The organism is Paraburkholderia lebeckiae, from assembly GCF_050436325.1.
Lineage (GTDB): Bacteria > Pseudomonadota > Gammaproteobacteria > Burkholderiales > Burkholderiaceae > Paraburkholderia > Paraburkholderia tuberum.
The window spans coordinates 1367860-1389705 of the sequence record NZ_JBNDLZ010000002.1; the positions used below are offsets into that span (position 1 = coordinate 1367860).

At 63.5% G+C, this 21846-nt stretch carries 21 protein-coding genes and 2 pseudogenes; 9 read left to right on the forward strand and 14 right to left on the reverse strand.

The annotated features are described in order from the left end of the window. Positions 1 to 51 precede the first annotated feature (51 nt). A pseudogene (locus tag OKW44_RS09450) lies at positions 52 to 255 on the forward strand (hypothetical protein); the annotation flags it as partial. Positions 256 to 473: 218 nt separating this feature from the next. Next, positions 474 to 875, forward strand: coding sequence for a DUF3597 domain-containing protein (locus OKW44_RS09455; RefSeq protein ID WP_018424650.1), 402 nt, complete (start codon positions 474 to 476; stop codon positions 873 to 875). Positions 876 to 1139: 264 nt separating this feature from the next. Here the strand turns inward: OKW44_RS09455 and OKW44_RS09460 are convergent, their stop codons facing one another. Further along, positions 1140 to 1412 (reverse strand): hypothetical protein, encoded by a 273-nt coding sequence (locus tag OKW44_RS09460; RefSeq protein ID WP_084754487.1) that lies wholly within the window; start codon positions 1410 to 1412, stop codon positions 1140 to 1142. 332 nt (positions 1413 to 1744) lie between these two features. Then, a complete protein-coding gene (locus tag OKW44_RS09465) occupies positions 1745 to 3445 on the reverse strand; it encodes a Na/Pi cotransporter family protein (RefSeq protein ID WP_018424648.1) in 1701 nt (566 codons plus the stop codon). Positions 3446 to 3824: 379 nt separating this feature from the next. On the opposite strand from OKW44_RS09465, the gene OKW44_RS09470 reads away from it, so the two are divergent. Next, positions 3825 to 4565, forward strand: coding sequence for a 3-ketoacyl-ACP reductase (locus OKW44_RS09470; RefSeq protein WP_018424647.1), 741 nt, complete (start codon positions 3825 to 3827; stop codon positions 4563 to 4565). Positions 4566 to 4738: 173 nt separating this feature from the next. Beyond that, positions 4739 to 5143: a hypothetical protein gene (locus tag OKW44_RS09475; protein WP_018424646.1), complete on the forward strand. Its 405-nt coding sequence runs from the start codon at positions 4739 to 4741 to the stop codon at positions 5141 to 5143. A 16-nt stretch (positions 5144 to 5159) separates the two neighbouring features. Here OKW44_RS09475 and OKW44_RS09480 read toward each other — a convergent pair. From OKW44_RS09480 to coxB, 5 genes and pseudogenes are all read right to left on the reverse strand, one after another. Continuing rightward, a pseudogene (locus tag OKW44_RS09480) lies at positions 5160 to 6489 on the reverse strand (c-type cytochrome). Then, a complete protein-coding gene (locus OKW44_RS09485) occupies positions 6489 to 6905 on the reverse strand; it encodes a hypothetical protein (RefSeq protein WP_026226556.1) in 417 nt (138 codons plus the stop codon). The pseudogene OKW44_RS09480 and the gene OKW44_RS09485 overlap by 1 nt, the downstream one beginning before the upstream one ends. After that, entirely contained in the window at positions 6902 to 7543 is a 642-nt protein-coding gene (locus OKW44_RS09490; RefSeq protein WP_018424643.1) for a cytochrome c oxidase subunit 3, read from the reverse strand. Before OKW44_RS09490 ends, OKW44_RS09485 begins: the two co-directional genes overlap by 4 nt. Before the next feature lies 1 nt (position 7544). Next, entirely contained in the window at positions 7545 to 9545 is a 2001-nt protein-coding gene (gene ctaD / locus OKW44_RS09495) for a cytochrome c oxidase subunit I (protein WP_018424642.1), read from the reverse strand. A gap of 28 nt (positions 9546 to 9573) precedes the next feature. Continuing rightward, complete coding sequence (gene coxB, locus OKW44_RS09500; protein WP_113061995.1) at positions 9574 to 10635, reverse strand: cytochrome c oxidase subunit II; 1062 nt, start codon at positions 10633 to 10635, stop codon at positions 9574 to 9576. A gap of 221 nt (positions 10636 to 10856) precedes the next feature. On the opposite strand from coxB, the gene OKW44_RS09505 reads away from it, so the two are divergent. Beyond that, positions 10857 to 13313: a penicillin acylase family protein gene (locus OKW44_RS09505; RefSeq protein WP_018424639.1), complete on the forward strand. Its 2457-nt coding sequence runs from the start codon at positions 10857 to 10859 to the stop codon at positions 13311 to 13313. A gap of 43 nt (positions 13314 to 13356) precedes the next feature. On the opposite strand, the gene OKW44_RS09510 is transcribed toward OKW44_RS09505, so the two are convergent. Beyond that, on the reverse strand, positions 13357 to 14322 hold the full coding sequence (locus OKW44_RS09510; protein ID WP_018424638.1) for a PDR/VanB family oxidoreductase: 966 nt from the start codon (positions 14320 to 14322) through the stop codon (positions 13357 to 13359). Then, a complete protein-coding gene (locus tag OKW44_RS09515) occupies positions 14319 to 15404 on the reverse strand; it encodes a Rieske 2Fe-2S domain-containing protein (RefSeq protein ID WP_018424637.1) in 1086 nt (361 codons plus the stop codon). Before OKW44_RS09515 ends, OKW44_RS09510 begins: the two co-directional genes overlap by 4 nt. Before the next feature lie 184 nt (positions 15405 to 15588). Between OKW44_RS09515 and OKW44_RS09520 the strand changes: the two genes are divergently transcribed. Further along, positions 15589 to 16089, forward strand: coding sequence for a MarR family winged helix-turn-helix transcriptional regulator (locus OKW44_RS09520; protein WP_018424636.1), 501 nt, complete (start codon positions 15589 to 15591; stop codon positions 16087 to 16089). 20 nt (positions 16090 to 16109) lie between these two features. Here the strand turns inward: OKW44_RS09520 and OKW44_RS09525 are convergent, their stop codons facing one another. Then, positions 16110 to 17048 carry an NADP-dependent oxidoreductase gene (locus OKW44_RS09525; protein WP_018424635.1) on the reverse strand — a complete coding sequence of 313 codons (939 nt, stop codon included), beginning with the start codon at positions 17046 to 17048 and terminating at the stop codon, positions 16110 to 16112. 204 nt (positions 17049 to 17252) lie between these two features. On the opposite strand from OKW44_RS09525, the gene OKW44_RS09530 reads away from it, so the two are divergent. Genes OKW44_RS09530 through OKW44_RS09540 form a run of 3 tightly spaced genes read left to right on the forward strand, consistent with a single transcriptional unit; the run spans position 17253 to position 18610 of the window. Further along, entirely contained in the window at positions 17253 to 17486 is a 234-nt protein-coding gene (locus OKW44_RS09530) for a DUF2795 domain-containing protein (protein WP_026226555.1), read from the forward strand. Between the two features lie 45 nt (positions 17487 to 17531). Next, positions 17532 to 17732, forward strand: a complete 201-nt coding sequence (locus OKW44_RS09535) for a hypothetical protein (protein WP_018424633.1) — start codon at positions 17532 to 17534, stop codon at positions 17730 to 17732. Continuing rightward, positions 17729 to 18610, forward strand: coding sequence for a DUF72 domain-containing protein (locus tag OKW44_RS09540; RefSeq protein WP_018424632.1), 882 nt, complete (start codon positions 17729 to 17731; stop codon positions 18608 to 18610). The genes OKW44_RS09535 and OKW44_RS09540 overlap by 4 nt, the downstream gene beginning before the upstream one ends. 21 nt (positions 18611 to 18631) lie before the next feature. Here the strand turns inward: OKW44_RS09540 and OKW44_RS09545 are convergent, their stop codons facing one another. From OKW44_RS09545 to OKW44_RS09560, 4 genes are all read right to left on the reverse strand, one after another. Then, positions 18632 to 19294, reverse strand: a complete 663-nt coding sequence (locus OKW44_RS09545) for a UdgX family uracil-DNA binding protein (protein ID WP_018424631.1) — start codon at positions 19292 to 19294, stop codon at positions 18632 to 18634. A 27-nt stretch (positions 19295 to 19321) separates the two neighbouring features. After that, positions 19322 to 19474, reverse strand: a complete 153-nt coding sequence (locus tag OKW44_RS09550; protein ID WP_018424630.1) for a DUF6496 domain-containing protein — start codon at positions 19472 to 19474, stop codon at positions 19322 to 19324. A 125-nt stretch (positions 19475 to 19599) separates the two neighbouring features. After that, positions 19600 to 20271, reverse strand: coding sequence for a hypothetical protein (locus OKW44_RS09555; protein ID WP_035471833.1), 672 nt, complete (start codon positions 20269 to 20271; stop codon positions 19600 to 19602). A gap of 8 nt (positions 20272 to 20279) precedes the next feature. After that, entirely contained in the window at positions 20280 to 21686 is a 1407-nt protein-coding gene (locus OKW44_RS09560) for a selenium-binding protein SBP56-related protein (RefSeq protein WP_026226554.1), read from the reverse strand. Between the last annotated feature and the right edge of the window lie 160 nt (positions 21687 to 21846).

Here is a 21846-nt window from a genome sequence, read left to right on the forward strand (position 1 = left end):
GCCGTGCCACAGGATCAGCTTGCCGCCGGCAGCATTGAACGCGGACAGGTCCGGGATCTGAAGCTGTCGTACAAGGGCGGCAGCAATGTGGTGACGGTGCCGCCCAACGTGCCCATCGTCACGTTCACGCCCGCGGAGCGCAGCGACCTTACGCCGGGCAAGAAGGCGTTCATTGTCGCTACGCCCGCGTCGCAGGGGACTTATGTTGCGCAACGCGTCGTGGTCGAAAAGGATGGCGTGGTGCCGCCGATGTGACGGCTGACCTGGGCCTCGGATAGCGTCATGCACGGCGTCATGTGTTGACGTGACGCGGGCTGAGTCGTGTCAGGATCATTGCGCGCGGACTAATACGAGCAATCGACGGTTTGACAAAATATTACGTTTTTCACTGTGGTAGATCGCGTAGCATAGTGGGGGTATGTCCTGCGAGCGCCCCCACTCGCATTCGTCATTCAACCGCGGAGATTTCGGAAATGAGTATTTTTGGTGACATCGTGCACAAGCTGTTCGGCAAAGCTAAGCCGGACCAACCTCCCCCCGCGACGGAACCCACCCCCGACCCGGCCGCCGCGCAAGCCGCGACGCCCAGCGCTCCCGCCGCGCCCGCGCCGCTGACCGACGTCGACGTGGCCGCCGTGATGGATCAACTCGTCAGCGAAAGCGGACAGACGTTGAACTGGCGTACGTCGATTGTCGACACGATGAAGGCACTCGGCGTCGACAGCAGTCTCGAACACCGCAAGCAACTTGCGCAGGAATTGAAGTACAGCGGGGACATGAACGACTCCGCAAGCATGAACGTCTGGCTGCACAAGCAGGTGATGCAGGCGCTCGCGGCAAACGGCGGCAAGCTGCCGCCCGATCTGGCAAGTTAAGCAGGACGAAGCAGGCGTTTCGCAGTAAGCGAAGCGCAGCGGAAGTCGCGCAGTAAAAATCACGCAGTAAAAATCAAACACTCAGTCCAGGTTGCCCGGTCGAAGCACGAAACCGGGCAACCGGAAACTTCTCCGCTCGGCAATCAATGCTCGCACAATCGACTGTCGAGACCGCGCCTTGCACGCGCCGGCGACAGCACGATTGCCGTCCGCCCACGTATCGAAACGCGGGTGACGGAACACATTGCGATGGAATACGCGCGGCTACTGCGCCGCGGTGAGCTTGAGTCCCGGCCGCAACGGCTGGGGAGACTCCAGAGGAGCCTTGCGTTCGTCCGATACCTGTTCGATTCCCTTTCTCGTGACTTCTTCGAGGAAGGTCAGGCGAGCCCGATAGTAATCGGCACGCAGCTGTGCGTCGAGCACGAGCTGTTCGGCCTGAAACAGTTCCATGCGCAAGTTGTTCAGCGCGCGTTCGGCCTGTTTCTCGGGAGTAGGAGCATGTTGTGAAGCCCAGTTAGCAAGCCACCTTATCATGGTGAAGCCCTCCTTGAGTTCAACGCTCTGCTGCGACAAAGGCTATCAAATTATGGATGCGGCGTGTGTTAAATCGCTTCAGGCGTTGCTTATTGTGCGAGCTACTGTGGGTCGTCGCACGATCGACTTCACCGCCGCGCCTTGACTACTGATACCACAACACGAACGAGGCGAAAAAAGCCCGCACAGCAAAGGCGGGCAATCCCACTCTCTTTGAAAGCGTGTCACGAGGATGACACGCCACAAGTTTAGAGCTCGTGCAAGCCCAACGTCCGTGTGCTGGCGATCACTTTGCGCGAATATATTATCGATCTCCAATCATGCGTCGCGCGTTATTGCAGCTCTTGAAGCGCTGCCACATTTTTCGCAAGGGCCCGCGCAAACTGCGCGATCTGCCGGCCCTGCTCGATGAGATCCATGGCGATCCGGAACGTGACCACGTCCGCCTTGTCCGCCAGCTGAAGCTTTGCGAGCACGACCTGACGCGCGGTCGCGGCGAGCTTGTCGATGCCGGCCTTCGCGTCGATGACGTTCGCGACCTCTTCCGGATCGCGCGTCTCGATCGTGCGGATCGCCTGCTCGAGATTGCGGATCACCGCCTCGGAAAACTGCGTGGTCGCCGCATCGCGCAGACGCAGCAGATCGATCTGCTGCGTCATTCGTTGTTGTCCGACCGTCATCAGCGTCATGCCGACAATGCCGCTGATGCTCTCCAGATGACTCGTGACCTGCGTGTAGCCGACCACCTGCTCACCTTCTTCCTCCGAGTGCTGCCGCTGCGACAGGCGGCCGATATATTGAAGAATCTCGAAGGCCAGCCGGTTGCTTTCTTTGTCCTGATCGAGCATCTGATTGATCTCTTCCATTGTGCCGGTCGACACCATCTGCGAGCCGCGTTGCACAACGTCGAGCACCTGCGCGCCGAGCCGGGTCAGCTCGATACGCACGCGTTGCAGTGCAAGCGCCGGCACCGCCAGCGACGTCTCGTCGAGATACTGCGGATCACCCGCGGGTTTGGCGGCCTTCGCGCGCTTCGGCACGACCAGTTGCGCGAGCCGCGCGATCGGACCGGCAAACCAGATCAGCAGCAGCGTGTTCGCCACGCTGAACAGCGTATGCACATTGGCTACCTGACGCGGCGCCTCGGCCGCGAGGCGTGCAAGCCCTTGCAGTTCCGGATGCGACGGCGATATCCAGCGCACGACCTCCGCCATCTGCGGAATCAGGAAGAGCGCGATCACGACGCCGAGCACATTGAAGATCAGATGCACGACGCCGACCTGCAACGCTTCCGGTGGCTTGCCGATCGAGGCGAGCAGTGCCGTGCCGCAGGTCCCGACATTCGCGCCGAGAATCAGCGTGATGCCGGCTTCGAGCGGCATCAAGCCCTGGCCGCTCAACGCAATCACGACCGCGAGCGTCGCCGCCGAGCTTTGCACGATCGCAGTGAAGACCGCCCCCACGATGACGCCGACGAACGGATTGCGCATGTCCTGCATCGCGTCGATGAACGGCTGATAGGTGCGCAGCGGATGCGTGGACTCGCCCATCAGCTGGATGCCCATGAACAGCAGTCCTAGCCCCATTACGACCCGGCCGATCTGCCGTAGCAGCTCGCGCGGGGCAAACGCGTGCAGCACGAAGCCGATCGACAGCATGTACGGCGTCAGACGCGAAACGTCGAAGGCGATGATCTGCGCGGTGATGGTCGAGCCGATGTTCGCGCCCATGATCATCGGCACCGCCTGGGTCAACGTCATCAGGCCGGCGGACACGAAACCGACCATCAGCACGGTCGTGATGGTCGACGAATTCAGCAGCGCGGTCACGACGGCGCCCGCCACCACGCCGCGAAAACGGCTTGCCGTCAGCACGCCGATCAGCGACTGCAGTTTCGATCCCGCGATCGCCTTCAGGCCGCCGGTCAAGAACTCCAGACCGAGAAGAAACAGTGCGAGGCCGCCAATCAACAGCCCGAAGATCCCAAGGATGTTCAACCTGTCGGGATCGATGTCAGCAAGATAGTCAGTCATCCTGATGTGCCTTTGATGATCACACGAATGGACGCAGCAGCGAGGGACGGCTTCGCGCCCCGGATCGACGACCGTGCAGGCAGTCTGCCGCACGGTGTCCGGGGCAGGTACTTAAGGCTAACGCTAAGGGTAAGAGGAAGACGGCGCGCAGGCAAGGACGGAAGGGCGGCCGGCAGTATCGAGCGACCCCGGAGTCCGCAAAGCATGCAACCCGCAATCGACGTAATTCATTGCCCCGTCAAGCAACGATTCCACCCCGTGATTTGGCAGTTAACCCGTAGGTGAAAATGCCCATCGTCCCGCCCGTTGGCCGCTGCCAATAATAGGTCCATCCTCCAATCAGACCTGCTCAACTCACCCCAAACAAGAAGGAGGACTTATGGCAAACCGTGTTGCATACGTAACCGGCGGCATGGGCGGTATCGGAACCGCCATTTGCCAGCGCTTGCACAAAGAGAACTACACCGTCATCGCGGGCTGCGGCCCGAACTCGGCGCGCAAAGCCCGATGGCTGGAAGATCAGAAAGCGCTCGGCTATAACTTCGTCGCATCGGAAGGAAACGTCGGGGATTGGGAATCCACCGCGAAAGCGTTCGAGAAGGTCAGGAAAGAAGTCGGTGAAGTCGACGTGCTCGTCAACAACGCGGGCATCACGCGCGACGGCGTGTTCCGCAAGATGACGTTCGAAGACTGGCAAGCGGTGATCGACACCAATCTCACGAGCCTGTTCAACGTGACCAAACAGGTCATCGAGGGCATGGTCGAGCGAGGCTTTGGGCGCATCATCAACATCTCGTCGGTCAACGGCCAGAAGGGCCAGTTCGGCCAGACCAATTATTCGACCGCAAAGGCCGGCATTCATGGCTTTACGATGTCACTCGCGCAGGAAGTGGCGACCAAGGGCGTGACGGTCAACACCGTGTCGCCGGGCTACATCGGCACCGACATGGTCAAGGCCATCCGTCCGGAAGTACTCGAAAAAATCGTCGCGACGATTCCGGTACGGCGTCTCGGCACGCCCGACGAGATTGCGTCGATCGTCGCGTGGATCGCGTCGGATCAAGCGGGCTTTGCGACCGGGGCGGATTTCTCGCTGAACGGCGGTCTGCATATGGGCTAACGGGAACGGCGCCGCGACGCGCGCGGCGCAGCCGTTTTCCGTAATGGACGTTGTCAGGTTCCGTGATGGTGTAGCGGCCGGCGCGAGCCGGCCGCCTCAGTGAGCTTATGACCAGAAAAGCGAGCCCTACTCGCGCTGCACCCGGGAAGTCGCCGCGCACGCACCCGAAGGCTATGCTGCGCCCGATCGTACCTGCCAAAGCAGGCGAAATTTCGCTCGACTATCACATGACGCTCGAGGCATTACGCAGCGGCGTCGCCAATCAATATCACGTCGGCAGCATGGCGCAGGCCATTTACATGGCGATGCTGCTGAATCAGCGCGGCTATGGTTCGGCCGTACCCGAGCTGTTTCGCGACGCGGAGGGCGTGATTTTGCGCTGCCGGCAGGCGGGACTCGAAACGGGCATCTTCGTGGTCGATCCTGACGCCTACGCCCTACTCGGTCAGGTTCTCACGCTCTTCGATCAGCAACTCGCGGCGGCACCAGTAGGGGAGTTGATCGCGGTCAATGCGAAGCTGAAGACGCTGTTCAGCGCCGCCAATGGCCACTGCGACGGCAACGAGAACACCGCATGACGAGGCGCGTTGGCATTTACTTGCGCAATGCGGCGCGCACGCTCGACACATCGTTTCGCGTGACCGGTCCGGCCGTATTTCCCCATGTGGTCCGAACAAACGTGAGCACGCGGGCCATTTCGGTGTCCGTCAGCTTGCCGGCGAAAGACGGCATCTTGCGCGGCTCCGGTCCCGACTCGGTATGCGGACTGCCCCCGCCTTCGACCAGCAACCGCACCAATGACGCGCTCGACGCCGACAACACCGCGGGGTTGCCCGCGAGGCGCGGATACTTTTGCGGCACCCCCGCCCCATCCATCTGATGACAGCGCGCGCAATATGATGCGTAAATGCCCGCGCCGGGTCTTTCCACATCCCCGGTTTTCAGCGCCTGTACGGTTTGCCGCGCGGCGGCGGAGCGGGCGTTGAAATAGCCGCTTGGCGCGCGCGGCGGCAGGCTCTTCAGATACGCGGCGATCGCCGCAAGATCGTCGTCGTTCAGGTACTGCGTGCTGTCTTCGACGACCTGCACCATGCTGCCGAACGGGACGAGTCCGCCGCCGTGGCCGTTTCGAAGGAAGTCGACGATGTCGGTCGCGGAACTGCGGCCGAGCCCCGAGCCCGGGTCGGCGCTCAGGTTCGGCGCGAACCAGTGATCGTTGGTGCCTCCCGTCAGATAGGCCGATGCCGACTCGTCATAGCCGCGCTCTTCGTAAGCCGGTCCGCGCGGCGTGTGGCAGGCGCCGCAATGGCCGAGCGATTGCACCAGATACGCGCCGCGATTCCATTGCGCATCGCGTTTCGCATCGGCTTTGAACTGGCTTTTCGGCGCGAACGCCCAGTCCCAGAACATCAATACCCAGCGCTGATTGAATGGAAACGGCAAGCGCGTTTGCGGGGCAGGCACCGCGACCGGTTGCACACCGTGCATGAAGTATGCGTAGAGCGCGTGCATGTCGTCGTCGGTGATCTTCGCGAACGACGGGTACGGCATCGCCGGATAAAGCCGCTTGCCTCCGGGCGCGATGCCCCTCGCGCAACGCGCGTGCGAAGTCGTCATAGCTATAACGGCCGATGCCGTATTGCGGATCCGGCGTGATGTTCGACGTATAGATCGTGCCGAATGGCGACCCCATGCCGAGGCCGCCGGCAAACGGCGGCGTTGCTTCAGGCGCCGCCCCCGGATGCGGCACGCGCGGCGCGGCGGTGTGGCAACCGGCGCAATCGGCGGCTTTGGCGAGATATGCGCCGCGCGCGATCTGCGCGGCGTCGGTGGAGGCGCTGGCGGCGTTTGCGGTCGCAGCTATCGTCAGCGCGCATGCGGCCGCGATGGCGAACCTGACCGCGTTGAGAACGTCGCGCTTCATCACCACCACCTGCACGGCGACACGATCGCGACCGCGGCATCCGTTGCGATCAATGCGAACAGAAACAGCGTGCTGCACATCACCGCGACGTGCGTCAGAAACCAGTCGAGTTCGGCACGCGTGCGGCGCTCGCCGTTCAGCGCACCGAACTTCAGTGGCGCGACGCGGCGCAGATTGCGCCACGCGACCCACGTGCCGAACGCGCCCGCGATCAGACACACGGCGCCGAGCGCGACGAGCGCCGGACGCATCCACGACACGAGCGGCGCGCCGAGCGGATGGCTGTACGGATAGCAGGCCTGCGCCGCGAGCGCTTCCGCGAGCATCATCTGCAACAGCCACGCGAACGGCGCCGCGAGCAGACCGATCAGCACGTAGGGCATCGAAATGTGCGAGTCTCTGGGCGCAGTCGTCATGACCACTCCCGGAACAGATACGGCGTCAGATACAGCGTGCTGAAAATGAACAGCCAGACGACATCGACGAAGTGCCAATACAGCCCACCAATCGACAGCGCCGCGCAGCGCTTGTCGTCGAAATAGCCGAGCGCGGTCCAGATCGCCAGCAGCGTCAGCACGACGATCCCGACCAGCACGTGCGCCATGTGAAAACCGGTAATCGTGAAGTACAGAGAGCCATATAGATGCGAGGTCAACCCATACGGGTGGTTGTGCCATTCGCGCAACTGGATGCCCATGAAGATGCAGCCCAGCACGATGCCCACCGCCATCGACGCGACACCGAGCCGCAGCCGGCGCCGACGCACGCAGCGCTCGCAGAACCAGACGAACACGCTGCTCGATAGCAGAATGACCGTATTCGCGCTGCCGAGCCCGAGCTTCGGCAATCCTTCCGGCGGCCAATGCTGCTGGCTTTGCGAGGCCAGATACAGATACGAGAAGATCAGATAGCCGAACAGCGCGCCTTCGGTCGTGATCAGCGTGAAGCAGCCCCACCAGCCGCTCGATCGCTCGCCTGCGCTGCCAACCGGCAACGCACGCGCGGTCTCGTCCGGTTCGCTCGACGAACGATTGAGATCCAGTGCATCGCTCATCTCACCCCCCCCCCGCATCCTCGACCGCGACCGGCTCGCGCTGGATCAGCGCGCGCTCGGGCCACAGCCACGTGATGATCGAGACCGCGCAGCCGGCCAGCATCGCCCCCACGAACACCCAGGCGGTCAACGCGAGCCCCGCGAACAGTAGCGCGGCAAAGACCGCGAGCCAGAACGGCGCGTACGAATCTTCGGGCATCTTCAGGATCACGTCGGGACTCGCCTCGAGCGCGGTCGTGCCCAACGCTTCGCGACCTTGCGCGAGCAGATAGCCTTCGTCGAGTTGCGAGCGTGTTTGAACCGCGTCGCCCGGCTCCTCGATCCGGCCTTCCCACAACGGATGCCGGCTCGCGAGCGTCGGCACCACCGCGAAGTTGTACGGCGGCGGCGGCGAGCTGATCGACCATTCGAGCGTCGGCGCGTCCCAAGGATTGTTGCCGGCGAGCTTGCCGCGCTTCAGGCTCACCGCGATATCGATCAGAAACAGCAGCACGCCGGCCGCGAACAGGAACGAACCGAGCGACGTGACGAGGTTCACCGTGTTCCAGCCCATGTCGGCGGGATACGTGTACATGCGGCGCGGCATGCCGAGCAGTCCCGCGATATGCATCGGAAAGAACGCGACATTGAAGCCGATGAACAGCACCCAGAACGCGAGCTTGCCGAGACGCTCGTTCGTCATCCTGCCGGTGAATTTTGGAAACCAGAAGTAGATCCCGCCGATCACCGGAAATACGTTGATGCCAAGCAGCACGTAGTGCAGATGCGCGACGACGAAGTACGTGTCGGTGAGTTGCCAGTCGAACGGCACCGCGGCCGTCATCACGCCCGAGACGCCGCCGATCACGAACAGCAGCACGAAGCCCGCGAAAAACAGGAACGGCACGCGATACACGGGGCGACCGGTCCAGATCGTCGCGACCCAGGCGAACGTCGCGACCGCGCTCGGCACCGCGATGACCATGCTGGCGGAGCCGAAGAACGACAGCGCGAGCGCGGGGATACCGGTCGCGAACATATGGTGAATCCACACGGCAAAGCCGATCACCATCGTCGCGACCGTCGCCAACGCGACCGGCCCGTAACCGACCAGCGGCCGGCGGCAAAAGACCGGCAACGCATCCGACACGATGCCCATGGCCGGCAACACGACCACGTAGACCCACGGGTGCGCGAAAATCCAGAACAGGTGCTGCCAGAGCAGCGGCCGCCCGCTATTGAGCACGTCGAAGAAATGCGTGCCGATGCGGCGGTCCATCCACAGCATCAGAAACGCGAGGCTCACCGACGGCACCGCCAACAGATTGCCGCCCGACGCGGTCAGCGTGCCCCACACGAGCACCGGCACGCGATCGAGCGACATGCCCGGCGCGCGCATCCTCAGCAGCGTGACGACGAAGTTCATCGCGCCGACCGTCGTCGAAATGCCTAGCAGCACCATGCCTAGCGCGTACACGTCGATATTCGGGCCGTTGCTGTACTCGAGGCCGGACAGCGGCACGTAGTTGAACCAGCCGGCGTCGGGCGCCTGGCCCGTCGGAAAACTCGCATACAGGAAGATGCCGGCGAACAGGAACACCCAATACGACAGCGCGTTCAGGCGCGGAAAGGCCATGTCGCGCGCGCCGAGCACGAGCGGCCACAGATAGTTCGAGAAGCCGGACAGAACGGGCAGCGCGTACAGAAAGATCATCGTCAGTCCGTGCATCGTGAACAGCTGGTTGTACTGTTCGGGCGTCAGCACCGTTGCGTTGGGGCGCGCCAGTTGAACGCGCATGATCAGCGCTTCGACGCCGCCCATCAGCAGAAAGATGAACGCGGTCACCAGGTAGCGCAAGCCGATGGTCTTGTGATCGACCGTCGAGAACCAGCCGCGCCAGCCGGGCCGCGACTCCCAGATTTCGCGCAGCCGCTTTTCCTGCTCGCTGCCGGGCTCGACACGGCCGCGCCGCGGCGTGCGGGTCAGTGCGGGTAGCGAAGCGGAAGCGGGATGATCGGACATTGAACGGACTCCTCGAGTGCGATGCGCTTCAATGCAGCGTCGCGAGATACGCCGACAACGCGGCGGCCTCGCTGGTGGTCAGCGCGATACTGGGCATCAATGCATCGGGTTTGATCCGCTGGGCGTGCTCGATCCAGTCGAGCAGATGGTCGGGCGTGTTGCTGAGCGCGCCTGCCGCGATCGTGCGACGCGAACCGAGATGCGTCAGATCGGGCGCCTGCAGGCCAGTCGCCTTGGTGCCGCGAATCGTGTGGCAACCCGCGCAGCGCTCCTCGAACAGATGCTGGCCGGCCGCGACAGCCGCGTCGCCCGTGGGCACGGTGGCCGCGCGTCCCTGCGCGTCGCGCCACGCGTTGAACGCCGCGGCGTCCTGCGCGATCACTTCGAACGCCATATGCGCGTGCTGCGCGCCGCAGAATTGCGAGCATTGCCCACGATAAATACCGGGACGGTCCGCCTGCAGCCACTGCTCGTTGGTTTGGCCTGGAATCGTCTGCGTCTTGCCCGCGAGTTGCGGTACCCAGAATGCGTGCACGACGTCCGCGCTTTTGAGTTCGATCTTCACCGGCTCACCGACCGGAATATGAATCTCGTTCGCCGTGCTGAAGTCGCGGGCGGGGTTCGGATCGTCGCGGTAATCGGCTTTCCACCACCAGTCGTAAGCGGTCACGGTGATCGTCAATTGCGGATACGACGCGGGCGACGCCACCGATTCGAGCGTGATCAATGCATAGACCAGCATCGCCAACAGCACGACCGACGACACGGCGGTGCCGATGAACACCCAGCGTATGCCGCCGGGCTCGGCGCTCAGCGCATCCGGTTGCGCCGGGGGACGCTTGCGGACCATCGCGCCGATCAACAGGCCAGCGACGATCAGCGTGACCAGCGTCACGATCGCGGTGAAAACCCAGCCGAGGTACAGCGTCGGACGGGCCGCCGGGCCAGCCGCGTGCAGGAAGTAGTTCAGCGGCGCCGTCGTGTTCGCGTGTGCGGAGTTGGCGAAACCGATAGCCAGCGCCGGTAACAACGTGAAGCTGCCGTCCCTGACGCGCCGGCCTGACGTTCCGGATGCTTCCGCTGCTGCCACTGGCGACTCCGCTGAGAGTGATGATCGTTCGACACGCGCCGTCGCCTGCGAACGAGGCGACGCCCGAGCAGATCAGCAAAAATCAGGCCGCGTCCGCCGAGGGTGCGGGCGTGGCGGAGAAACCGCTCGCAGCCCCAGCGTGACCCGCCGCCAATTCCCCGCTAAGCTCCCGATTGCGACACGCCCGTCACCGCTCAACGTCCGCCCAACCACAAAAGGCCATGCGTTCGAACGTCTCTCTGCTCCGCCGCCTCGCCGCCCTGCTGATCGCCCTGCCCCTCGTCGCAGCTCTGCAGAGCTGCGCGAGTCCCGATGCGGACAATGTCGCGCACACCGGCCCGTATCGCGCCGACATCCGCCGCACCGCGCTCGGGATTCCGCACATCAACGCCGACAACTGGGGCAGCCTCGGCTACGGATACGGCTACGCGCAGGCGCAAGACAATCTGTGCACGATGGCCGAAAGCTTCGTCACCTATCGCGGCGAACGCTCGCGCTTCTTCGGCGCCGACGCGCGGCCCACGCTCGGCGCGACGTTCGGCCAGCCCGACAATCTCAATTCGGATTTCTTCTTCCGTTTCATCGTCGACGATGCGACCGTCGCGCGTTACCGCAAAAGCCAGACCGACGACATGCGCGCGTTGATCGACGGCTTCGTCGCCGGCTATAACCGCTACGTCGCCGATCTCGCGCACGGCGATTTCCCGGGGGCGCATGCGGCCTGCCGCGCGGCGCCGTGGCTCGGCAAGATCAGCAACGCGGACTTGTACCGGCGTCAGATCACGGCGAATCTGGCCGGTGGCGAGGCGCGCTTCATCAACGCGATCGCGACCGCGCAACCGCCCCAGGCGATGCCGGTGCCGCCGCAAAGCGCGTTGCACGACGACGCCCCCGTTGACCCATCGCTCGCCGAATTCGGCGGCCATGCGGGCATCGGCAGCAACGCTCTCGCGTTCGGCGCGGACGCGACGCGCACCGGCAGCGCGCTGCTGCTCGGCAATCCGCATTGGTTCTGGACCGGCCCCGATCGCTTCTACCAGGCTCAACTCACTCTTCCTGGCAAGTTGAACGTCAGCGGCGTGTCGTTTCTCGGCGTACCGCTGATCATGATCGGCTTCAACGACAACGTCGCCTGGACCCATACCGTCTCCACCGCGAAGCGCTTCGGCCTCTTCAAGCTGACGCTCGAACCTGGCGCGCCAACCCGGTATCAGGTCGACGGCGACAGCGAAGCGATGACGCCGACGCGCGTGAACGTCGAGGTACGCGCCGCCGACGGTTCGCTGCATACCGTGTCGCGCACGCTGTATCGTTCGCGCTTCGGACCGCTGGTCAATCTCGGCACGATGTCGCCCGCGCTCGCGTGGAATGCGCAGCAAGCGTTCGCGCTGCGCGATATCAATACCGACAACTTCCGCGTGTTCGAAAACTTCCGCGCATGGAATCAGGCGGCCTCGCTCGACGATTTCATCGCCATCCAGAAGAAGAACGCGGCGATGCCATGGGTCAACACGCTCGCGATCGGCCGTGACGATCCGCGCGTCTGGTACGCGGATATCGGCGCGACCCCGGACGTGCCCGACGAACTCACGCAGCGTTGCACGCCGCCGGTCGGCCGGGCACTGGCGCGGATCATGCCCGGCGTGCCGGTCCTCGACGGTTCGCGCAGCGACTGCGACTGGCGCGACGAGCCCGGCGCGGTACAGCATCATGCGTTGCCGGTCGCGCAGATGCCGTCGCTGCTTCGGCGCGACTATGTCGGCAATTTCAACGACAGTTACTGGCTCAGCAACCCGGCCGAACCGATGACCGGCTATGCGAAGATCATCGGTGCGACCGCGACGCCGCAGACGCTGCGCACGCGACTGGGCCATATGATCGCGGCGCAATTGCAGAGCGATCCGCATGGCGTTTCCGCCGATGCGCTCGGTCACGCTGCGCTCGACAGCCGCTCGATGTCGGCGTTGCTGTTCAAGCAACCCGTGCTCGAACGTCTGTGCGGCAGCGACACGCTCGCGGCCCTGCCGGCCGACCCGAACGCCGACCAGCAGCGCGCGGCGTGCAAGGTACTCGCCGCATGGGACGATACGGCCGCGGCCGACGCAGTGGGGGCAACCTTGTGGGACGAACTGTGGCGACGTCTGCTGACGATACCGCCCGCGCAGCTATACGCGGTACCGTTCGATCCCGCGAAGCCGTTGACCACACCCGCGGGCATCGCCGCCGATCCGGCGCAGCTCGCCGCCGCGCTGCATGACGCGCTCGCGGCACTGCAACGCGCCGGCATCGCGATCGATGCACCGCGCAGCGCGGCGCTCTACGTGCAACGCAACGACGAGCGCATTGCGCTATTCGGGGGTTGCGACGCGGGCGGCTATTTCACCTCGGCGTGTGCCGCGCATCCCTTCGATGCGAGCGGCTATTCGATGAACGTCAAACCAATGGGCGACACCTATCTGCAGATAGTGTCGTTCGCCGGCGCCCGGGTGATCGCGCGCACGCTGCTCGCACCGTCAGAATCGGATGACCCGGCGTCGCCGCACTATGCCGACGGGACGCGCGATTACGCGGCCCAACGCTGGACGATTATTCCGTTCTCCGAAGAAGCGATTGCGCACGATCCGGCGTTGAGTGTGCGCACGGTAAGTTCGTCGGATTCTGAGGGAAAAGCGCAATAAATAAGCGGTACGACGGGCAACAGGCCCGTCGTACCGCAGAAAATCACAGATCGAGCACCAGCAGCGGCGATTTCGCGCGCGAGCAGCACGGCAGGAACTGGTCGTTTGCCGCGCGTTCCTCGTCGGTCAGATACGAATCCAGATGATCCGGCTCGCCGGACAGCACCCGCGTCAAACAGGTACCGCACACGCCCTGCTCGCACGACGTGATCACTTCGACGCCATGCGCGGCCAGCGCCTGCACGACCGTGCATTCGGGCCGCACGTCGATCGTCGCGCCGCTGCTCGCGATGCGCACCTGGAAGCTGCCGCCCGTCGCCGCCTGATTCGCGGCCGCGCCGAAGAACTCGTAGTGCAGCCTGTTTTCCGGCCAGCCCTTCGCACGTGCGGTCCCGAGCACGAAGTCCATGAAGCCGCGCGGACCGCAGATATACAGGTGGGTGCCGGCCGGCGCATCGCTGAGCGTCTGCTCGATATCGAACGTCGAGCCGCCCGGATGGTCATCGTGATGAAGCTGGACCGACTTCGCGAAGCCGGCTTGTGCAAGACGCTCGACGAACGCCGTGCGTTCCTTCGAGCGCGTGCAGTAGTGCATGTCGAACGAAGCGCCCGTGGCGGCAAGCCGCTCGGCCATGCAAAGAATCGGCGTGACGCCGATCCCGCCCGCGAGCAGCAGATGATGAGCCGCATCGTCAGCGAGCGCGAAATGATTGCGCGGCGCGCCGATCTGCAGGCGATCGCCTTCGCGGACCAGATCGTGCACCGCTTTCGATCCGCCGCGTCCCCCTTCGTCGCGCAGCACTGCGATCAGATAGCGATGCGTTTCGCGCGGGTCGTTGCACAACGAGTACTGACGCACGAGCCCGTTTGGCAAATGCACATCGACGTGCGAGCCGGCGTCGAACGCGGGCAACGCCTGAGCGTTTTCGCTCGCGAGTTCGAAGCTCGCGATACCGGGCGCTTCGTCGCGCCGGCGCGCGACCACCACATTCAGCACGGGATGATTCATGTCGCCGTCCGCACGGGAATGACGCGCGTCACTTCAGCCTGCGGCGCGCCCGTCTCCGCGCGTTCCTGCGCGACGAGCCGATCGATCACGCGACGCGACATCACGCCGCCCGCATCGATATTGAGCTTCAGCAGATTGCGCTCGGGCCAGCGCAACAGGTTCTGCTGCTGACGTTCGAGCATCTCCAGATCTTCACTGAAGATCTTGCCCTGCCCTTCGCGGATGCTCGCGGTCAGCGCCGGATCGTCGGGACGGAAATTGCGCGCCATGCCCCAGAAATACCAGATCGACGTCTCCGTTTCCGGCGTGATGAAATCCACCACGATCGACGACGCTTTCTTGTCGGCCGGCGCGTGATAGCCGCCATGCCCGGTATGCGCGACGCCCACCTCGATCAGCACGTGACTCGGCGGCGTGAAGTGGCAGATCTGCCAACGGTCGACGGGCACGTCGTCGGCGAGACCATTGCCGCGCAACGCCATCTTCCAGAACGGCGGGGCCGCGACATTTTCCATGAAACGGCTCGTGCGCACGGTATCGCCTTCGGCTACGGTTTTCGGCGCGGCTTCGTCGATCTCCCTTTGCCCGATGCTGTTCGCGTGCACATAGGTCTCGTGCGTCAGATCCATCAGGTTGTCGATCATCAGCCGGTAATCACAGCGGATGTGATAAAGACCGCCGCCGTACGCCCATTCGGCACTCTCGGCCCACTCCAGATGATGCAGCCTGGCGGCATCGGCCTGCGCCGCATCGCCGGGCCACACCCAGACGAAGCCATAGCGCTCGATCACTGGATAGCTGCGAATCGATGGAAAGCCGTTGACGCGTTGCCCCGGCATGCCGGTCGCCTTGCCCTGACAGCCCATTTCGAGGCCGTGATAGCCGCACACGAGCGTGCCATCGCGCACGAAACCGAGCGATAGCGGCGCGCCGCGATGCGGACAGAAGTCTTCGAGCGCCACCACGGCGCCTTCCGCGTTGCGATAGAAAACCATCGGCTCGCCGCAGATCTGCCGGCCGAGCGGCTTATCCGCGACTTCATCGGGCATACATGCGACGTACCACGCATTCTTGGGAAACATGTCAGTCTCACTCCCTGGATTATTCGTGCACTACATTCAGTCTACTCATTGAGATTCAGTATACTCAATGAATCTTTAATGATTAAATGAAGGTTTTCCCCTAGACGAACTTTCAATCAGGTAACACGAACGCCGGTTCGCCATTTCCATTCGCAACGAAAAGGCGCGAGGTCTTCAGAACGATATGGTCACTTCAACCGATACCAGCACTTCCGCGATCAGCATCGATCTATACGATCAGCCCGGCCATTTGATCCGACGCGCGCATCAGATTTCCGTGTCCATGTTTCATGATCTGATCGGACGCGAGGTGACGCCCGTTCAGTATGCGGTGCTCAGGATGCTGCAGGAATTGCCCGGACTCGATCAGGTCACGCTCGCGCAGCGAGTCGGCCTCGACACGTCGACCACCGCCGATATCGCGGTACGGCTCGAAGCGAAAGGCTGGATCGTGCGCGAAGTTCTGCCGCGCCGCCAGCGTCGTCTATTGCTGACGCCGGCTGGAGAGCAGTTGCTCGATGAATTGATCCCCGGCGTCAACGCGCTCAATCACGGCCTGCTCGACGGGATGGGAGACGAGGACGCGCGAGAGCTATTGAGACTGTTGAGAAAGTTCGTGCATCTGAATAACGATCAGAGCCGCGCGCCGCTGCGCAGCGCGAGCGACGACACGAATCCGGACTAGCAGACAGCGCGCTTTCCGTACTACGACGCCACCTCCACCACGATCTTGCCGCGCACGTGGCCTTTCGCGAGCCGTTCCAGCGCCTTGGCCGTCGCATCGAACGCAAACCGTTCGGCGACCACGACACGCACGCTGCCCTTGTCGAGCAACGACGCGATCTCCGTCAATTGCCGGCCGTCGGGTCGCGCGGTATAACGCGTGGCCCGTGCGCCATGGTTCGACGCCTCGGTCTGCGAAGGCTCATTGAGCGTCGAGACCAGCGCGCCACCGGTCGCGACGGCCGACCACGAGCGGCGCTGCGTATCGCCGCCGATCAGATCGAACACGAGGTCGATGTCCCGCGCGACGTCTTCGAAGCGCTGCGCGTGATAGTCGATCACGCGATCCGCACCGAGCGAGCGCACGAACTCGATGCCGTCGCCGGACGCCGTAGCGTACACTTGCGCGCCCTTCTGCTTGGCGAACTGCACGGCGAAATGTCCAACGCCACCCGCGCCCGCATGGATCAACACGCGGCCGCCGGCTTCGAGGCAGCCGTGATCGAACAGGCCCTGCCATGCGGTCAACGCGGCGAGCGGCACGGCGCCCGCGGACCCCACGTCCAGTTTTTCCGGCGCATGCGCTAGCGCGTTCGCGGGCACGACGACGAATTCCGCGTACGCACCCTGTCCCTGGCCAACGAAGCCATACACCTGCTCGCCCGCGCGCCATTGCCCGACGCCCTCGCCGACCCGTTCGACCACTCCGGAAAAATCGCGCCCCAGCGTATAGGGCAGCTTCTCTTCGCGAATCAACGGGTACTGGCCCGAGCGCGTCTTCAGGTCCACCGGATTGACGCTGGCCGCGCGCACGCGCACCAGCACCTGGCCCGCGCCAGGCTCGGGGATCTCGATATTTTCAGCCTTCAACACCTCGGGACCGCCGAAGCGGTGAATGCGATATGCGAGCATCGTGCTCATGATGGCCTGCTCCTCGAAAGGTCCTGTGTCAGCGGCGCTACTTTGCCGGCTGCGCGCAAGTCGCGTTCCTCATCGCAGGGTTCTTTTTCATTCGCGCGACGTGCGCCGCTGGAAGACGCATCACGAGCCCGCGCGCCGAGGCACGACATATGCGACACGTACCGGTAGGCGCACAGTCGTGATGTACTCATTCAAGGAGGAACCATGTCACAGCACCCCGCCCATTCCCAGGATCACCGCCACCCCGGTCAGCCGAATCCCGCTGACGTAGAAAAAGCACTCAGTGGTGTGAATTACCCGACCACGCGCGAAAAGCTGGTCGCGCAGGCGCGCAAAAATCACGCGAATACCGACATCGTCGATCTGGTCGACCGTCTGCCCGATCACAATTTCGACAGTCCGGCCGCGGTCGCGAAGGAAATCGCGCGTATTCAATGACGCTGCGATCCGTCGAGCCGGAACCGGACTCCGCAGGAGAGCATCATGGAAAGCACTTCAAAACATCCGCCTGGCTCTGGCATCAAGAACGCCTCTCTGAGCCCGCGCAAACCCGTCGCCACGCCGACGGACACGCAGCAAAGCCGAAAGGACGAGCAGGAAAAGCAGAAGCACGCCGCGTCGGAGAACGAGCTGCAGTCGGCGCAGGACAAGAATCCCATTCCGCCGGACCCGACGCGCGAATGAAGAAGACCGGCGATGTGCGTATCGGCATTTCCGGCTGGCGCTACCAAGGTTGGCGCGGCAGCTTTTACCCAGAGGATCTCAAGCATGCCGCGGAATTACAGTACGCGTCGGCGCTGTTCGGCACGATCGAAATCAACGGCACGCATTACAGCCTTCAATCGCTCGATAGCTGGCAGCGTTGGTACGCGCAAACGCCTGACGGCTTCGTGTTTGGCATCAAAGGCGCGCGCTATCTGACTCATATGCTGCGGTTTCGCGATGAAAGCGCACGTGTCGGCATCGCGAACTTCTTCGCGCAGGGGCTACTCGCGTTGAACGAAAAGCTTGGTCCGATCCTATGGCAATTTCCGCCGTCGTTCCGATTCGAGCCCGACGCAATGGAGCGCTTTCTGCGCGTGTTGCCGTCCGACATCGCGAGCGCATCGGCGCTGGCGAAGCAACATGACGCGCGTGTCAAGACGCCTTACGTCGACATCGATCGCAAGCGGAAGTTGCGTCACGCGGTCGAAGTGCGCCACGCGAGCTTTGTCGATCCGGCGTTCGTGACCTTGCTTCGGCATTACGGCGTCGCGCTCGTCGTTTCAGATTCCACCGAACCGTGGCCCGTCGCCGAAGATCTGACGGCGGACTTCGTCTATATTCGCCTGCACGGCAGCGAAGCCAAATACTCGGGTTCGTATGGGGACGACGCTCTGCAACGATGGGCCGAGCGAATCGATGCATGGCGCGGCGGCTCGCAACCGGCCGACGCGCGATTGATCGCGCCGCAACTCAGGCCGCCTCGCAGAGCCGCGCGAGACGTCTACTGCTACTTCGACAACGATGTAAAAGCTCGGGCGCCGTTCGACGCACAACGATTGATGAAAGGCCTCGTATGACGAGCGACGCACGCGCCGGCGTCATCCTGAGCGCTTGCCGCCGTGGGCCAGCTTCTGTGCGGTGCGCAACGCAGCGACGATTCGCTCGTACACCTCGCGCCGCGTTTCAGGGTCCGGCGCGCGCAGCGCAAACGACGGATGGTACGTCGCGACCACGCGTTGCTCGCCGCGCTCGAACGTTTTGTCGAACGCGTCCTGCAAGCGCGCGTGCGAGTCGTGAACAACCGCTTTCAACGCGGTCGCGCCCAGGGCCACGACCACGCGCACATGCGGCATGTCGAGTTCCTGTTCCAGCCAGTAGCCGCAAGCATCCACTTCACGCTGAGCGGGCGTTTTGTGCAAGCGACGCTTGCCGCGCGCGATCCACTTGAAATGCTTGACGGCGTTCGTCACGTAGACGTCGTTACGCTTGACGCCCGCTTCTTCGAGCGCTCTGTCGAGCAACGCACCGGCCGGCCCGACGAAGGGCTTGCCCTGCAGATCTTCCATGTCGCCGGGTTGCTCGCCGACCAGCACGATCGACGCGTGCCGCTCCCCTTCGCCTGCCACGGCCTGAGTCGCGTTGCGCCAGAGCGCGCAACGGCGGCAATCGCCGAGCTTCGCCGGATGCTGATCGGGTTCAACATCCGCTGGCTCCGATTGCGAGTCGCCATGCGCGCGCTTTTTCTGCGGCCTGTCGGTCATGGGGACAACCGCGTGTGCTGAAGCAGCTTATTTTTCACTCTTCTTCGGAATCTTCGCGCCCGACTTGCGCGCCTGATTCAACGCGATCGCGACAGCCTGCTTGTTCGGCTTGCCATGCTTCGACTCGGTCTTGATGTTGTGCGATACGGTCTCTTTAGATGTCCCTTTCTTCAGCGGCATGATCTTCTCCGGGTGTAGATGACGAGAGGAAAAATCAGGACCCGCACGGAATGGCGTCCCTGCCCGAAGCTACGCAGCATATGCTGTGCCCGGGGGCTTCATAGGCCTCATCGGCCTCGTCGAAATCAACTGGAAACACCCACTGCTGCCGCATTCAACGCCAGCGACACGCCTCCCACCAGAATCAGACTCGACGCCCACACCGCATCGAGATTGAACCAGCTGCGCGACACGAACCTGAGCCCGAGGTAGCGATAAACGAGCCATGCGAGCACGCCGCCGGCCATCGTCATTGCCGCCGCATGCACGGCGGAGACCGACAGCGCCATGCGCAGACTCGTTTCGATCAGCGTTTGGGCGGCTTTGTGCGCGCTGTCCACAGCGTCGGCGCGGCACAGACCGAGGTAGATCGGCACCAGCATCAAGCCGGCGCCGTGCGCGATCGCCACCGCGAACGACCAGAGCGCGAGCCGCGACGGCGGAATTCTCGCCAGTACGCGCGGATGGCGCCGGCGCATCAGCAACACCAGACCGAAGCCGATCACCAGCACGCTCGCGCCGATCTGCATCTGACGCTGCCACGCGAGCACGCTGGCCAGCATCGCGAACGGCAGCATCATCAGCAATATGGCGAGCGCGTGCCCCGCTGCGAGATAAAGAAGCGCTATGACCAGCGCTTGCGAGCGCCGCTGCATCAGCGCGTTCGACACCGCGAGCGGCCACCCCATCGCCGGATTCAGTCCGTGATACACACCGCTCGCGAGGACGGCCAGCCACAGTGCCGCTTGCGGCGACATCGCGCCGCTCAAACGCCCACCGACGGATAGCAGAATGAATCGGTCGAGCAGTCGCCGCCTTCGAGGCGAATCTGGTGCGCGCGATAGCCGGCGGGAAACTCGACGAAGTAATCTTCGGCGAGCTCGAGACCGCCATTGGGCTCGGCATGCGCCATCACTTGCACGCCGGGCACACCATCCGGGTAGAACTGGTCGTCCCACGTCGAATAGAGCGAGTTGGTCCAGTAGATGCGCTTGCCGTCGCGACTGATCTCGACCATCTGCGGACCGCCGGCGAAAGTCTTGCCGTTCGGATGCGGCGTGCAATGTTCGATTCCACCGATGCGCACCGAGCCCGTCAATTTCGGCTTGCGCGGTTCGCTGACGTCGTACTGGCGCATCTCGCCGATGCCCCAGCAGGAGACATAGAGGAATTTATCGTCGATCGAAAGATCGATGTCGGTGACGAGCGGCGGCACCGCGCCGAAACCTTGCAGCAGCGGCGGCAATTCGTCGGCATGCGCGGGCTCCGGTGGAATGGTCGCGGTCTTTTCGATGTGGAAGTGGCCGCCTTCGCGCCACCAGGTCCAGATCGACCCTTCCAGATTCGTCGTATCGACCACGACGCCGATAAAGCCGTACTCGCGGCTCGGATCGTGCGCGGGCCGCACTTCGAGCGCCATCTGATGATTCGCGCCGAGATCGAGCGTCTGCACGTTGCGCCTCGCGCGGAGATCCCAGAAGTGCACGCGGTGGCCGTATTTGTTCGCGAGCAGGTCTTCGGGCACGATGCCGTTTTCGAATTGCGGCGGCAGCGCCCATTCGGTCGACACCATGTAGTCGCGCGGCAGATTCCACCAGAAATCGTAATGCTTTTCCTGCGCGCCGCGCTCGATTTCCCAGCGGCCCAGCACCTCGAATGTTTGGCAGTCCATGATGAAGATTCCGGGCGGCCCGTCGGTGCCGTCCTTGCCACCGCCGCCGAGCGTGCTCACGTAGATGCCCTCCGGTCCGCAATGCACGGTGTGCGGACGCGAATAGCCGGTCTTGCGGAAAATTTCCTCCGGCTCGATGATCTTGTGAATCTTCGCCTGGGTCGGATGCGGCTTCGTATCGACGATATAGATGCGCGACGAGCGCATGCCCGGAATGATCAGATAGCGACGTTCCAGAAACGCGTGGCCCGTCAACGGCGACAACGCGGACGAACACGCATTCCAGCCGAAGTGATGGAATTCGTCGCCCTTGTTCGGCACCGGCACCGTGTGGACCACCTGGCTATAAGTCGGCGAACCGGGCTTCACGTCGATCACGGCCAGCGCGTCGGGCTGCGAGGAGTCCGGACTTAGCAGTACCGTGTACGCGTATTCTTCCGCCGGCGCATCCATCGCGAGCTTCGGCGATGCATGAAAGGTAGGATCGGGGCGCATTCCCATGACGGCACTCTCCCTGTCGTTCGAACGGTTCTGAACGGAAGCCCGGCCCGCCAAAAATCGAGCCAGCGCGTAACCTTAGATTTGTAGTTCACGATAGCGACGGACGCAACCGGAGATTTGCACCCCGACGCAGGTGCGATCCGACCGCCGAGCCGCATCG

Coding starts and splice junctions, on each gene's coding strand:
- OKW44_RS09540 (WP_018424632.1), top strand. CDS start 17,729: ATGAAGAAGACCGGCGATGTGCGTATCGGCATTTCCGGCTGGCGCTAC.
- OKW44_RS09510 (WP_018424638.1), bottom strand. CDS start 14,322: ATGAATCATCCCGTGCTGAATGTGGTGGTCGCGCGCCGGCGCGACGAA.
- OKW44_RS09515 (WP_018424637.1), bottom strand. CDS start 15,404: ATGTTTCCCAAGAATGCGTGGTACGTCGCATGTATGCCCGATGAAGTC.
- OKW44_RS09475 (WP_018424646.1), top strand. CDS start 4,739: ATGCTGCGCCCGATCGTACCTGCCAAAGCAGGCGAAATTTCGCTCGAC.
- OKW44_RS09465 (WP_018424648.1), bottom strand. CDS start 3,445: ATGACTGACTATCTTGCTGACATCGATCCCGACAGGTTGAACATCCTT.
- OKW44_RS09555 (WP_035471833.1), bottom strand. CDS start 20,271: ATGTCGCCGCAAGCGGCACTGTGGCTGGCCGTCCTCGCGAGCGGTGTG.
- OKW44_RS09455 (WP_018424650.1), top strand. CDS start 474: ATGAGTATTTTTGGTGACATCGTGCACAAGCTGTTCGGCAAAGCTAAG.
- OKW44_RS09545 (WP_018424631.1), bottom strand. CDS start 19,294: ATGACCGACAGGCCGCAGAAAAAGCGCGCGCATGGCGACTCGCAATCG.
- ctaD (WP_018424642.1), bottom strand. CDS start 9,545: ATGTCCGATCATCCCGCTTCCGCTTCGCTACCCGCACTGACCCGCACG.
- OKW44_RS09485 (WP_026226556.1), bottom strand. CDS start 6,905: ATGACGACTGCGCCCAGAGACTCGCACATTTCGATGCCCTACGTGCTG.
- OKW44_RS09490 (WP_018424643.1), bottom strand. CDS start 7,543: ATGAGCGATGCACTGGATCTCAATCGTTCGTCGAGCGAACCGGACGAG.
- OKW44_RS09520 (WP_018424636.1), top strand. CDS start 15,589: ATGGTCACTTCAACCGATACCAGCACTTCCGCGATCAGCATCGATCTA.
- OKW44_RS09550 (WP_018424630.1), bottom strand. CDS start 19,474: ATGCCGCTGAAGAAAGGGACATCTAAAGAGACCGTATCGCACAACATC.
- OKW44_RS09470 (WP_018424647.1), top strand. CDS start 3,825: ATGGCAAACCGTGTTGCATACGTAACCGGCGGCATGGGCGGTATCGGA.
- OKW44_RS09525 (WP_018424635.1), bottom strand. CDS start 17,048: ATGAGCACGATGCTCGCATATCGCATTCACCGCTTCGGCGGTCCCGAG.
- OKW44_RS09460 (WP_084754487.1), bottom strand. CDS start 1,412: ATGATAAGGTGGCTTGCTAACTGGGCTTCACAACATGCTCCTACTCCC.
- OKW44_RS09535 (WP_018424633.1), top strand. CDS start 17,532: ATGGAAAGCACTTCAAAACATCCGCCTGGCTCTGGCATCAAGAACGCC.
- OKW44_RS09505 (WP_018424639.1), top strand. CDS start 10,857: ATGCGTTCGAACGTCTCTCTGCTCCGCCGCCTCGCCGCCCTGCTGATC.
- OKW44_RS09560 (WP_026226554.1), bottom strand. CDS start 21,686: ATGGGAATGCGCCCCGATCCTACCTTTCATGCATCGCCGAAGCTCGCG.
- OKW44_RS09530 (WP_026226555.1), top strand. CDS start 17,253: ATGTCACAGCACCCCGCCCATTCCCAGGATCACCGCCACCCCGGTCAG.